This window comes from Teredinibacter franksiae (assembly GCF_014218805.1).
Classification (GTDB): domain Bacteria; phylum Pseudomonadota; class Gammaproteobacteria; order Pseudomonadales; family Cellvibrionaceae; genus Teredinibacter; species Teredinibacter franksiae.
The window spans coordinates 585,539-599,860 of the sequence record NZ_JACJUV010000001.1 but is presented as its reverse complement, the minus strand read 5'-3'; the positions used below and the strand labels follow the sequence as shown (position 1 = coordinate 599,860).

Below are 14,322 nucleotides of genomic sequence, written 5' to 3'. Positions count from 1 at the left end.
ATGTTGCGTCCAAATACAGCACGCTGTACACCGGGTGCGAGCAAAATCGAGTACAAGTAGGTCTATAAACGGACGCAGTGCACGGCGTCAATTTCGATAGAATGTAAGGTAATGGTTATGAATGTAAATAGCGCATCGTTCACACGATATGAACAAAACAATAACGTGTGGTTGTCTCAAGTAAAGGAGCAACATTGGGATTTCACTGATCATGGTGTTAAGCCAACTGTGCTTGATTCTGAAGCTGCTGTTGGCAAAGCGATGCTGAATGAGCTGTATAAAACGGCGGCATCAAAAGACGGTGATATTAATATTGCCCTTCTCGGCGGAAGAGGTGCACAGGAGCTGCACCGGTTACTCGGAGAGATAGCGAAATCAAACGACCAGGACGAGCTACTCGCCAGGTTAAATGTATTTACCCAAGATGCGCTTGCGCCTATGGGTATGGACAATAGCTTTAGCTTTGTTAGGGACTTCGAGCGTATTTTGGGTGGTGAGTTTTTCAAAAAAATAAAAAGCTTTACGCCAATGCGCACGGATACCAGTGATTTAGAGTCGGGTCTTATAGAGTATTTGAATAAGCTGGACGCTCTCGGGGGTTTAGATATATTTTTTATTGGTCATGGCCCAGAAAAAAATCAAGCATCACACCTTGCGTATATTAAGCCATTTTCTGGTGCCCAGAGCCACCATATTGCAGGCTTAATTCCAATATCTAGCAGTATTTTAGAGCACCATATTAGCAAGTTTAAAGCGGGCGGAAGTGTTGTTAGTGAAGGTGATGAGAATGAGTGCCGGTCTGCTGGGTACATTCTTACGTTAGGGCCGGCTGCTATATTGCAAGCCAAAAAAGTGGTGCAATCAGTTGTCGATGCCGATTCCGCGCCGGCGAAAATTCAGACGTATGCTAACGTGTTTAACACGCGCTTAAGTTCAGATAAAGAAGAAGTGTTACATCAGTTAAACTCGAACCCTGGGCTATGGGTAAGGTTTCATCCCAATGCCCAATCTTTTGTATTGCCTAGCTTGGAGGTCAATTCTGTTGAGTAGAGGCTAGTCCTGGATTCAGTCTCGGTTGTAAATGCTAGTGAGCTTTCGATTCACAATCGGTGTATGCCGGTCTTTTTTGCAATCCTAACGACCTCGATGCAAGTTTAATTTTTTTCATACAGTAAACTAAATTTTCGATTTGGCATTAAACTACGTGGTGATTATGACTATTCACGGTTAGAGATATTGAGCCGATCTAGAATGGGAGGTAAGCTGTTGTTGATAAATCTGTTTTTTTCACGTTTAGCTCTGCCAGTATTATCCACAATCGGAATGCAGTCTTGCAAGTGAAAAGGGGAGGCCCTAAGGCATTGGTTCTCTTGGGATAGATATAAGCTCAACGAGCTTAGAAGGTTGAGATGTTTCTGTTTTAGGCAATTAATACGGCGTTTAATTGAGGGGTGCCCGAATTTTTTTGGTCTTTGCCGTTTTAGTTCGAATGGGGTTTAAGTCAATGTAGGTCATACCGACGGTCAGAGATTTTTCATTAACAAAGGCCTGTGAGTTAAAGCGTTGATATAATCAAAGATTTAGGTGAGTTCTAGGGTGCCAGGCGGCAGTCCGACATTAGTAAAACTATAATGCTTTGAACCATTTCTCTAGCCGCACAAGGCCCCTGTTTTGTTATTAATTACGAATTTTCGAGCCACAGGTTTTTGCACTTGACTACCAATAAAGTCTTTAGTGTAAAAGCGATTCAAACTAACTTTTTCATTAATGGTTGCTGTCCAGAAGTTTTACTACATGGTGCAGTCAGCGGAGTTTTTGTTGATGTGTTGGCTGCTATTAATTGGGGTTAGGCTTTTTTCGAGTTCCTACCTAGTTGTACGGCATATACGCGCCAACCTACTCATTCAGTATTGACAACTAGGTTGAAAAGCACTAAAAAGGTGACCCCCTACTGAAAAGGTATACAAGTATTCCTTTGCTTTCTATTGGTCGTTCGGCCGAGGGGTAAGCTCTGAAGTTGATTCACTGCACCAGCAGTAGCTGAAGCTTTTTTCGGCTTTCTGAAGTATTACAGCCCTATGTCGTATAGCATCCTACTTGCTGGAGCGATTCAAAATATAAATTTTAATAATAATAGAGGGTTTTATGAGCATACGTATTAACAATGCTTTCAGCCTGAGTAAAAGCATATTGACGGTGCTAATCAGTGTCGTTTTGCTTGTACCAGCAGCTAACGCTTCATTCCAATCTGGCAACGATAACGGCTTCTATTGGCAATTATGGAAGTCCAATAGCCTCAGTGGCTGGGTAGATTATCAGAACGGATCAGGCGGAAATTTCGACGTCACATGGGATAGCAACGGCAATTACACCTGTGGTAAAGGCTGGGGTACTGGTACGAGTAACCGGGTAATTGGCTATAATGTTGGCGTCTATAACCACAATGGTGGCGGAGGTAGTTTTGCCGTATACGGATGGACTCGCAGCCCCTTAATAGAATACTACGTGAAAGAACGTTGGCCAGGATCTAGGCCCTCTGGCAGCATTAGTATGGGCCAAATTACCAGTGACGGTGTGAGATACGATTTGCACCGATCCCAGCAAGTGAACAAGCCTTCAATTGATGGTACGCAAACATTCTGGCAGCTCTTTAGTACCCGCGCGTCGCAGGCTCCCTTGGGGCAAGACCATGAAATTACCTTTGCCAATCATGCAAGGGGATGGGCAAATGGTGGGAAGAGCTTGGGAAGCAGCCACAATTATCAGATTTTGCTGCAGGAAGCCTGGGGTAATAGTGACGGCCACGTGAACGCAACCGTGTGGGATGCGGGTACCGGCAGCAGCTCCAGCTCAAGTAGCAGCTCCAGCTCAAGTAGTAGCTCCAGTTCAAGCAGCAGCTCGAGCTCAACTGGAGCTAACGCTTATTCAGTTGAACTAGAAAGCCTATCGGGTCAGGGCAGCTTTTCTCCATTTGATGTTCAGACCGATGGGGGTGCTTCAGGTAATCAGTACATCGTTTGGCCAAACAGTGGCTCACAAGTTTTAAGTTCGCCTTCAGACAATCAGTCTGGTCGTGTTGCCATTAGCTTTAGCCTTTCGAAATCGGCCAATGTTCAGTTTGATATCAGGGTCAATATGGCCAACGGCAATGATGACTCCTTTTATTACAAGCTGGATTCCGGCAGTTGGAACACTCAAAACAACACTTCCACCAATGGTTGGGGCACCCTAAGGCCAACCACTTTCAGTAATGTTTCCTCCGGCTCACATACCCTGTGGATACAGCGACGCGAAGATGGTTCGAGGCTGGATAGTGTTACCCTGACGCCTTCTACGGGCTCAATTAGCGGCAGCTCTGGATCATCCAGCTCTTCATCAAGCAGCAGCTCGTCGTCCAGTTCAAGTAATAGCTCGTCGTCCAGCTCTAGCTCAACAGGTAACAGTAATTGTAACGGGGTAAATGAGTACCCCAATTGGACGGCAAAAGACTGGTCTGGTGGTGAGTACAACCACGCTGAGGGTGGAGATAGCATGGTTTACCAAGGCGTTCTTTACCAAGCCAATTGGTATACAAACTCTGTTCCTGGTAGCGACGCGACTTGGACACGCTTAGGAAACTGTAATTAAGCTAACCTGAGATCGAACCCGCCGGGAATTGATCTCACTGCTTGTATCGCCAATGGGGTTGTCCGGTTTGAATCGGGCAACCCTTTTCTAAATGCCAAATTGAATAATAAGAAAAAGCGCTCATGAATGTAAAAACACTAACCATTCTGGTGTTGGCCACCTTGGCTGCTGTGAGTGGGTGTGCGCAAAAAGCACCTGAAAAATTTGCGCTGATTAAAGGCGGGAGTTTTACCAACAGCAAGTCTAACTACGCTGATAAAAAAATCACTATCGAAGACTTTTTTATCAGTAAGTATGAAACTACCCAGGAAGAGTGGCTCCAAGTGATGGGTAGCAACCCTTCAAAATTTAAAGGCAATACTTTGCCGGTAGATTCGGTGAGTTGGTACGACGCAATAGAGTACTGCAACAAACGAAGTGTCGGTGAAGGGCTAAGCCCCTATTACACAATAGATAAAACCAACAAAGACCCCCATAACACAAATTATATTGATACTGTGAAATGGACAATTACCCTTAACGAGGGTGCTAACGGTTACCGCTTGCCGACGGAAGCTGAATGGGAATATGCCGCAAGTGGAGGACAAAAAAGTAAAAACTTCAGCTTCAGCGGAAGCGATGATATAGCTGAAGTCGCTTGGTATTGGAAAAATTCCGGTAAAGCACCTTTGGATGGAGCGTGGAGTTGGATAACAATAGAAGGCAACGAGAATAAACCACACAATGTTGGCACCAAAAAACCTAACGAATTGGGGCTCTACGATATGTCTGGGAATATAAGGGAGTGGTGTTGGGATTGGTATGATGGTGACGCAGGTCATGGCGCCAGTCGTGTATGGCGAGGCGGTGGTTGGTTTAGCGGTGAACGCGCAATTGCTCTCACTTACCGGGGGCAATTTGATGCGAATGGAATAGGGCCCGATACCGGCCTGCGAATTGTTCGCAGTAAATAGTCTGGTCTAAAAGGTTCTTTGTAAGCGTCGAAATAAAATAGAAGCAAAAGCAAATCAAGAAAGAAAATGCTAGATGCTAGTGAGGTCACCCATTAGCATTTTGTAACCCCATTTCAGAAGACAGCGCCGATCATCACATTCAGGAATCCAAAAACCGATTCAATCTACCGTACTTTTGGTGTATAAGAACTCTGGGCTTTATCCTGCATTTTACGCAAGCTAAAGCCCAGAGAATGGTTTGATTTAACGGATCAGTTTGAATCTACATTCACCACAATAAACTCCAGTATCTGCTTCGCGGTGGTGACTTTATCAAGATCCTGATAGAGGACACCGTCTTGCCCCGAATGGTGGCCGTGCCCGACTAAGTTCAGTAGGTATTGTGTGGGGCTTTCGGAATCGATTTCTGTCTCATAAATTAATGAAGGTTGCCCTGATGAACCTGTACCACTATACACCGCATCGTCTGGGAAACGGGCCTTACTGTAGTATTCGTTAAAGTCGTAGGAGCGATTCACTTCCACCATCAACTTAAAGCGCCCCATGCGTGGTGCGTTCATTTTGACTTGATAGTCTACCTTCGGCGTAGCCGCTGTAATGCCATCTAGATCGCTATTGTGTGGGTCGGGGGTGTAAAGCCCATCGCTGGCAATAATGCCTCGCTTGTGACTCCAATAAGGCAGTGCCTCAGGTCGACGTACCACATCAATTTCTGGGTCTTGTGAACGATAACTGGAGTTGGATGTTTTACCGGTTATGTAAAGCGTATCAATGTAGTTGCCTTCGAGTGTTTCCATCCAAACAACTATTTGCGGCACACTGGTGTACGAAAGGTTTAAAAATAAGGGTTGCGGTTCCGACTCATAAGAGCGGCCAGCCTTAAAAAATAGACTCATCTTGGGAGCCGTTTGGTTAGTGGTTAAATCAATTACTGTGTACTCTCGCTTCGGTGCTTGCCCAGATGTTTTGAGGTTGTAACCTAACGTTACAACACTCGCAACGGGCGGTAGTTTGAACACCAGGGCGATTACAATAGGGATGATGCCCAATATCGCCAGCCCCATGGACCACTTACCCGGGCGTTTATACATATGGTTTTTGTAGGTTTTGGCGTTGTGTTTAATATGCAAAACAATACACATCAAAAATAGAATGGCCCCCCAGATATGCAAAGACCCAACAAAATAATTGTAGGGTGTAGCGTACAAAAGCACACCACTAACGAGCAGAACAGCAAAAGCTACGGATAAAGTAATGGTCGATATGGTGCGTAAATTCATGACATATCTCATTCAAAAAATTTGATTTTCAGGGTCGCAGCTGGCGAGCTTGCGCTACAGTTTAAGCCCAGAGTGCTGGGCTGAGATTTCAAGAAATATTAGAGAGTAAATGGGGCGTAATAATGCCTAGAATGTGAAAGAAATGTGTCACTGAGGATATTCGGTGTACAGAAAGTGTACGTTTTTACGCGTCACTCATGGCGCTTCGTATTTGTATCCGCATCCATACACAGAGCGAATCAATTCAAGTTGACCATTGATCTCATTGAGTTTTTTACGTAGTTTTTTGATGTGTCCATCGACAGTTCTATCCCCCACTATGCGATAGTCCTTATAGATATTGTCGAGAATATACTGACGGGTAAATATTCTACCGGGTTGTGAATAGAGCAGCGAAAAGAGTTTAAATTCCACGCCGGTAAGCTCCACGGATTGCTCAAGAATACGCACGCTCATATATTGTTCATTGAGTACCACTAAGCTCTGTGACGCTGGCTCAACAGATTGCGGCGCAGTGTATGTGCGCCGTAACACGGCCTTGACTCTGGCAACCATTTCGCGGGCACTGACAGGCTTGCAAACATAATCATCTGCACCTAGCTCAAGGCCTAGCAATCGGTCAATCTCCTCTACTTTTGCAGTCATCATAATAATCGGCACAGTCGAGCGTTGACGCTGATGCCTGCAAATTTGTAAACCATCCATGCCCGGGAGCATTAAATCGAGCACTATCAGTGCTGGTTCATTTTCCTCCAGCCACTTGTGAGCTTCGTCGCCGCGATTAAAAATAATAACGTCATAATGACTAGCTTTTAAATAGTCGGCTAATAAGTTGGCTAGATCCACTTCATCTTCAACTAAACAAATTTGAGGTAACGCTAACATAACAGTCTCATAAAACTAATCTTGGTAAATCAATGCAGATTTGTAATCCACCGAGAGCGGATGGCTCTGCGGTAATGGTGCCCTGGTGTGCACTAACAATATTTTTACAGATCGCCAATCCCAGACCAGCGCCGCCGGTATCACGGCTACGAGAGCTTTCTATACGGTATAGTCGGTTAAAAATCTTGTCTTCTTGACCGGCAAGAATACCCGGCGCACTGTCATCAATTATTATGTTAACCCGCGTATCATCCGCACTGAGCTTGACGGTAACAAGTCCCCCAGTATGAGTATAGCGGAATGAGTTTTCGAGGATGTTACTAACCAGCTGTTGCAGGCGATTGGCATCCGCTAAAACAGACACGTTTAGCGAGCTATCAATGCAATCTTTCAGTACTAGACCCGCCAACTGAGCTTTAACCTGATAATGCTCAATACAGGTTTTAAGTAAAGGCCCAATATTGAGTTTGTCTTTGTGATAACTCAATGCTCCCACATCAGAAAGCGAGAGTTCAAACAAATCGTCTATTAGCTTGCTTAGTTCAAGGCTTTTGCCATATAGCAGTGCCAAACTCTCCTGATTAAGCGGTCTTATACCATCTTGCATGGCTTCTATCTGCATTTTCCATACTGACAAGGGAGTACGTATTTCATGGGAAATATCAGCTACCCAATGGGCCTGAGATTGTTGGTGAGCATCAAGCGCTTCACCCAGTAGATTAAAACTATTGCACAGTTGGCCAATCTCATCGCGGCTGGCGACCGGTATTCTTCGCGAGTAATCACCTGCGGCTAGTGCCTGAGCATTTTTCGCAAGCGTAGTAAGGGGCAGGCTGATGCGTCGTGAAAACAATGTAGCAACCAACGTTGCGATGGCTAAAACCAACAAACTGATAATGCTAAACACCTTGAATTGCTGCTGGATAAAACGCTTATCCTGCATGCGACTCACTACTACTGGCTTAACAAAGCTGATATATCCCACCAACTGATTAGTACTGGTTACAGGTATCCAATTTAGCGTTTGGTTGGGTTTGGATACACCAAGTAGCATTTGTTTATCGGCGTCTTGCAAACTTATACTGGTAACAAACGCCCGATAATAGGCCTGAGGTGAAGTCTCGGCGGCACTATGGGGCTGTGGGGTATTGGCAAACAGTGTATCCGTTTCAGAGAAAATAATGTCTTTCAGGTTCAGCCAGCGAGAAGGCTCTGAGGCGAGTGTTTTAAATGAGCCTTCCTCTCGGTAAAGATTTCCCAGTGCGCCCCGTAATATCTCCAGCCGCTGGACAGACTGTTGTGAGGTATAGTCAAGAAAACCCTGACGGAGACTATTGTGTAATAGCAAGTAAAGAGCCAGCACGCAAACCGTGATAGTGCCAACAAATGCGAACCATAGTTTAGTACCTACTTTAAACCTTATCATTAGCCAACCTAACCCTCCCCTTGAGAAGGCCCATTGAAGGTCATTTGGCGAAAAATTGCTACTGGTTCCAGCAGACAATCCCGCGGAGTGAAACATTTCGACACACAACCGTGAAGATTTGTGGGGTTTGTCGGCAACCTGAAAACGCTGTGCCGTAGGGCCTAGCCTTTTAACTTACATAAATATGTTCAGCCGGTGGATAGTACCGGCCGAGCTATCCGTTAACACAAGCTTAAGTACGCTCTGTCGAGCGGGAAAGATTTTTTATACGGGGGTTCCCCTTGAAGCATTCTTTACACTTGTCTTCTATTGCTTGGCAATTTATCAGCTATTGCGTTTCGTGGGCGCAGGAGGGTCTCCGCTCCGGTAGAGAAAATCAATCACACATTAGACTGACGGCAAAAATCAGCGCCTATTTCCCCTCATTCGATAGCTCAAGCGCGTAAGTGGTCTTTGCTAGTGTAGGCAAGTAACGCAGGCCGCTAGCACATGACGGCCTGTATGTTCACTTCGTAGCGGTCGGGGTAGGCCGTCGAGCACGGTCATTGATTGGTAAAGGGCTCGCTCTTCGTCGATGATTTTTCGCTCGTGTTCAAAAGGGTAGATAACGTTGTTCATACCACCTTGGGCTATGAATATTTCCGGCGTTTCGATGATATTTTTAACGTGTATTAACTCGTGTAATAACACATCGGCTGGTGATGCGACACAAAAAGGTATTTTCTCCGTGCAAGCATTGTAAAATTTAAATTGCGCAGCGGATCTGGGGTCAAAAAGAACGTTCATAGATTCAATGCTGAGAGCACGGCCTTTCACGTGTGTTTCATAGGTTTTCTCTGAGTAGCGTAATGACCATCGGTTCGATTTAAGTGAACGTATTAATGCACGAACGTTTGGGTATTGGCTGTAATAGCTTGCTATGGAGTCAAGGTCGCTGGCCATTTTATTGTGGTGACTGGAGGCAGGATCGAGGTGTGCATGCAGAATGGTTTTAATTTTTTTATGCCATACATGATCGTAGAGTTTAGTAATTATTTCGCTTTTTTGTTTGGCTGGTGGGGCTACATAACTTGGTAAGGGTATTGAGGTTTCTTTGACTTTGGCCATAGCAAGTAGGGTGGCTTCTATCGGACGACCATTTTCGATACCCCATTTTTTGGTGTCTATCCATTTGTCACCGGATAGGGGTATGGTGAGAGCGCCTACAGAAAAAGCGAGTATAGCGGCGGGTAGCCATTTGTTACGTTTTTGCGGGAGCTTCGAACGGCTTCGGTCTCGGCGGTCACCGCCGCGGTACCAGTTGTGATTGTTTGCGACTTTTTCTATCGTTTTGAAATATAACGGGTCTTGTGCTTCTAAATTGGGCGCACGAAACAAACACATACCTTCTTTTAAAGCATAGGGGTGACCCCGTTCCTGACTTAACTGCGTGTTGCTGTCATGCCAGCGAAACAGAGCTCTTGAACTGATCGAAAGTGAATTTAATGCCTTCATTCCTTTAAGCTAGCAGTCACCGGCCTATTTTGGTTAGTTCTGTCCTATACCAATCTGGTATAAGTCGAATTGTTTATATGTCGATGGGGAAAAGCACAACAATTGATACGTTTGCATTTAGGCGATATTGGCGGGATGAAAATGGATGCCTGCGTTCGCGGGCATGACTCGAATTTAGAGTCTAACCTTGACAAATAGGGTTAAAAAATAAATGAAACAGAAAATGATACAGACACAATAACAAAAATGAAATTGGGTAGCGGGAAACTATTTCGATTAGGAAATTGTTATTTTCCCCATTGACCGAGAAGCTTATTTTGGCTGTATATAGAACCGTTTACAAAGCATGCTCCAATAGAAAAACAGCTAGCCTTTTCCGCTAATTCCCCAAAGCTATTGAAGGTAGGCTAATGGTCTATAAACACACCCCGGTTCTTAACCGGGGTGTGTTTATTTTTTAGGCGTATTCTCGCTGTTAATTAGCTGTTTTTTTTCGTTTAATCGCCATTTAACCAACGCTTAAAGTATTGGGTAAATGAATTGTTGGTGAGGGTTTGTCCATTCATGAGTGTTTCCGTTGCCACGGTACAGCCGGTGATGGTGTTCGCGCCATCAAGGCTACAGTCAGCGGCAAAACTGTCTAGGCGCGTCTTGGCTACGGCTGCGGTATGACAATCGTTACATACCGATGCCACTACATCCGCTTCGTTTTCAACATCGGTTTTGGTGACTAACCGCCGGGCGGAAGCAAAAGTACTTGCGGAAGCATTTTGACCATCTAAACCGCGTGCTTGTATCTGCAGTTGTACATTATCGGGGCAACTGAAATTGGCCGTGGTGCTGGTTAGGTTTCCGTTAATGGTCAGTGGGCCGCTAAAGCAGTTGCCGGTATCTGACACTTCGCTAATGCGATAGCTTAAGCCGGTGGTGTTATTACCATTGCTAGCCCAGCTAAACAAAACACCGGTGCTACTGGCTGAGCCAACCGATACGGCATTGGCGGGAGCGGGGTAGGTGGCGGCGTCTTCTACGCTGGAAGCTGAATGGGTAATGCCACTGGTGACCTCGATACGATAGGCATAGCGGTTATTAGCGACTAAGCCACTGTCGTCCAGGTTCCAATTATTGGCGTTACAATTGACGGATTGTGCGCAGGTGCCAGAAAACAATACGTCGCTCGGTTCACAGCTCGCACCGTTGCTACGGTTACAGCGTAAGAGTGTGTAGGTGCCCGTTTCCAAACCTGAAGGTGCACTCCAGCTAATATTCATTTCGGTAGGTGCATTGGATTGCGGTGTGAGCGCAAGTACCGGCTGGGTTACCACCGCCTCGACGAGCGCGGGGGTACGTATGCTTGCTGCATTGTTGTTGTCGGGCTCAGTTGTTAGCACGGCTGCCACAACGTAGGTATAGCTATTACCGGCCGATACGCTGGTGTCGGTATAGCTTGTGGCCGAGAAGCCACCAGTGCAAACATTCGCGTTATTCACATGGCAATTGGTGAGGGTTGCCAAAGGTGTTGCGGTACCCGCATCCACGGCTGCTTCGAGTGCAGCTGCTTGGTTGCCGGTCATGCGATAGATATTAATGGTTTCTGCTGTAAGACCTTCGGGGTTTGATGCCCAGGAAAAACCGACGGAGGAATCTGATAGTGTATCCGTGTTGATCTCCAGGCTTATGGGTGCCACTTGAATAGTAACTAAACCGGTAGCCTCTGCGATTGAAGGTTGATCGTTTGGGGACAGATCTTGAAGCTGGTATTGAAAACGTATTTCAGTGGCTTCTGCCGGAACGCGATTACTCAGTAATACCTGCGCGTGCCCGTTTGCATCTAACTGCACGGCATTATTTATGGTTAAACCGAAGGGCTCTGCGCCATGGTTGATGACCACTTGCACACTGCCATCGCCAAAATCGGCCTCGCTGAATAACGGGTTGGCGAGTAGGTCGAGTGTGAGTGTGCCATCGCCTGGAACATAATTGGCAACCGCCTCGGCGGTATCGTTGGGACCTAAGTTGGTGGTGTAGGTGAGTTCTCGGGTGACGGGTTTGCGGTCGACCAGAATGGTTTGGGTGTCTTGCTCTTCGCCATTTATGGCCAAGCTTATACGGTGTTGGCAAGGCGATGTGGCGGTTACAAAACTGGCTGCGGTGGTTTTTGCACCGTGCAGGAAGGTATCTTCGCTGCAGTCGTTAGTCAGTTCCCATTCAAAGGCGGTGTCGATGAGGCCGCTAGCCAGTATGCGGATTTGCTGATCGGTGCCATTGGCACTGCCATCAAGGTTGGCGGAGGGTTTATTGTTGTTGTCCTGAATAACCGCATCGATACTGACAATAGACGTAAGTGGTGTTTGCGCTAAACCGGGGTCGTACTGGGTCAGTACATCCACTAGCTGTTCTCCGGCGGAAGCGGTATTGCCGTTGAAGTCTGCCCAGAAGCGGTCGTAGGTTAAGCGTGCCGCGGGCATTTGTCCGCGAGAAAGCACTTGTTCCACCACTTTACTGAAATTGGCCGGCAACCCTGTTTCTATGTCAATTTCGCCCAGAAACTCTTCCGCTGTAGCGAAGTTCACGCGCGTTTGATCGGTCTGAATATGGCAAGCGCGGCAGTATTTGGCAAAAACATCGTGATAGATATCGGTCTGATTTTCCCAGCCCGGTAGCACGGCATCGCCATGGAAATTCTGGGTATCAATAGTGTCGAGTTGTTCTAGGTTGTCAATACTGGTGTTGTACCAACTATTGATTAAATTAATCGGGGCGTCCCAGCGGGAAGATTCGTCGCCCTCGTTGTTGTTTATTTCGGTCTCGTTGTTTGTTTCGGTTTCGTTGTTGCGCGCATCTAAATAGGTGGAGAGTACGTTCTTGTTGAACTGTCGGAACGCGCCGAGCTGGTTTTCTTTTGAGTAGCTGGCGGTGTCGATGTTGGTCAGCAAGCTCGAATTGAGGTAAGGGTCTGTGAGGTTGAGGTCGTCCTCTTCTGCATAAAGAAAAGCATTGAGATCAAACGGCATAAAGGTGGCGTTGAGGTTCGCCATAGTGGCGACACGCTCACTGTCGAGAGCATCCACGGCGGCGATAATGTTGGCGTCGTCAGCGAGCGTACTGACAAATTCGACAACGCTCGCGGGGTTCATGGCGTTATTGGTATTGTAGGGCGTACCGCCATGACAAACAGTACAAACGCCCGGCATATATTTTTCACCGCGACCATCAAAATTCATGCTGCTTGCGCGCACCATCTCGCCGGTAAAATCATTGGGCACATAGGCATAAAACTTTACAAACTTAGTGTCTTGCTGGTTGCACGTAAGCGCGGTGTTGGATGAGCTGTATTCCATAACAACGGTGGCGAAGCTATTGCGATGCTGGAGTGCGAGTTCTAGGGTGGGGTAATTATCCACATAGCTGTAGACGTTTCCGCAGTCGTCTTTGCGCATAACCATATCGCGACCAAAGCCAAGGTCATAATTATTCACGTAGGTGGCGTGAGCGAAATTGGGTTCGCTTTCTACGCCAGCAACAAAGCCTCTGTGGTTCAGCCAGTCCGTTAGAGTGGTTGCCTGGTCTAGTGGGTCAATCATGCGGTAGTAGGCATTGGCAGAGGCAAAGCTTTCAATATTTTGTGAGCGACGAATAAGGTCGACATCCACGTTCTGGGTGCTATCGTCGCTGCGCGTGCTAAGCCATAGCAGGCCGGAATCCACATATTGCTCGCTGTCTTTTTCCAGAATCAACAGGCGGGCATGACTGCTGGCGCTGACAAAGGAAAACTGTTGTACCGTTTGCGCTTGGTCGATTTTATCTAGCTCCAACCGCATGCAGCGCAGTTCGTTCGTTTCACAGGCTGCACCAATATCGTAGTGACGGTTAATCTCATCAACATCAATAAAGGGCATGTCGATACGGTGGCGAGGGTTAAAGTAAGCGTTAGCTGCGGTTTCGGCGTTAACCTGCTCGAAGGTTAAACCCGCTTGCCATTCACCACTGACGATTTCGCTACTGATTAAACGTCGGCACAAATTGTTTGATGCACCGTACTGACAGTCGGTGTGGGGAAACGCGGGCGACCATTCAGCGAAATTTTCGATTAATACGGTGTAGTTTGACGCTGATATTTCAGCTTCTGCAAGGTCGAGAGCAACGGCGAGTAAATAGGTGTTGTGCTCCGGGTCGTTAACGGCTTTTTGAGTGAGAAAAACATCCGCATCTTGAGTGGGAAGAATCACCAAGGTTGCTGTTGTGCTTCGCTCTACTTGGTCGGAGTCTGAAACGGTGAGTTGAAATTCAATTACCGTTTCTTTATCTACTTCAGGTGTCTTGAACGCTTTTGTATTGCGTGTACGTTCCAGCAGTGAAGTGTTGATATCCGCCAGTTCGAGATCGGTATTATTGACTGATATGGCCGTGAATTCGTAGGTGAGGATAGGGTCGTCTACGCCTTCACTGTCTTTTGCGCTCACTAAAACATCACTGCCTGAACGCGTCACAAACGTGTTGTTAGTGATTGCGGTTCCCAGAATTGTGAGGCTGGCGATCGGGGGTTTATCGGTGTTTGTGTTTTCTTTTTTACAGCCTGCGAGGCCGTACGCAGCTAGCAGTAGCGTGAGTATAAAAACCAGTCTTGAGTGCATCATGGTTATGTCCTTATATGCCA

Annotated in this window: 8 protein-coding genes; 3 read left to right on the top strand and 5 right to left on the bottom strand. The window is 46.5% G+C overall.

The genetic code is table 11. The features are described 5' to 3' along the window. Positions 1-117 precede the first annotated feature (117 nt). The 3 genes from H5336_RS02310 (at position 118) to H5336_RS02300 (ending at position 4,580) form a co-directional block, all read left to right on the top strand. Entirely contained in the window at positions 118-1,050 is a 933-nt protein-coding gene (locus H5336_RS02310; RefSeq protein WP_185231040.1) for a sugar phosphate isomerase family, read from the top strand. Positions 1,051-2,145: 1,095 nt separating this feature from the next. After that, positions 2,146-3,627 carry a glycoside hydrolase family 11 protein gene (locus tag H5336_RS22795; RefSeq protein WP_246439001.1) on the top strand — a complete coding sequence of 494 codons (1,482 nt, stop codon included), beginning with the start codon at positions 2,146-2,148 and terminating at the stop codon, positions 3,625-3,627. 122 nt (positions 3,628-3,749) lie between these two features. After that, positions 3,750-4,580 carry a formylglycine-generating enzyme family protein gene (locus H5336_RS02300; protein ID WP_185231038.1) on the top strand — a complete coding sequence of 277 codons (831 nt, stop codon included), beginning with the start codon at positions 3,750-3,752 and terminating at the stop codon, positions 4,578-4,580. 251 nt (positions 4,581-4,831) lie between these two features. Here the strand turns inward: H5336_RS02300 and H5336_RS02295 are convergent, their stop codons facing one another. From H5336_RS02295 to H5336_RS02275, 5 genes are all read right to left on the bottom strand, one after another. After that, positions 4,832-5,860 (bottom strand): DUF4405 domain-containing protein, encoded by a 1,029-nt coding sequence (locus H5336_RS02295; RefSeq protein ID WP_185231036.1) that lies wholly within the window; start codon positions 5,858-5,860, stop codon positions 4,832-4,834. A gap of 195 nt (positions 5,861-6,055) precedes the next feature. Further along, positions 6,056-6,745, bottom strand: coding sequence for a response regulator (locus H5336_RS02290; protein WP_185231033.1), 690 nt, complete (start codon positions 6,743-6,745; stop codon positions 6,056-6,058). A 7-nt stretch (positions 6,746-6,752) separates the two neighbouring features. Next, entirely contained in the window at positions 6,753-8,171 is a 1,419-nt protein-coding gene (locus tag H5336_RS02285; protein ID WP_185231031.1) for an ATP-binding protein, read from the bottom strand. A 456-nt stretch (positions 8,172-8,627) separates the two neighbouring features. Continuing rightward, on the bottom strand, positions 8,628-9,665 hold the full coding sequence (locus tag H5336_RS02280) for a hypothetical protein (protein ID WP_185231029.1): 1,038 nt from the start codon (positions 9,663-9,665) through the stop codon (positions 8,628-8,630). A 497-nt stretch (positions 9,666-10,162) separates the two neighbouring features. Next, positions 10,163-14,302 carry a fibronectin type III domain-containing protein gene (locus H5336_RS02275; protein ID WP_185231027.1) on the bottom strand — a complete coding sequence of 1,380 codons (4,140 nt, stop codon included), beginning with the start codon at positions 14,300-14,302 and terminating at the stop codon, positions 10,163-10,165. Positions 14,303-14,322: the final 20 nt, after the last annotated feature.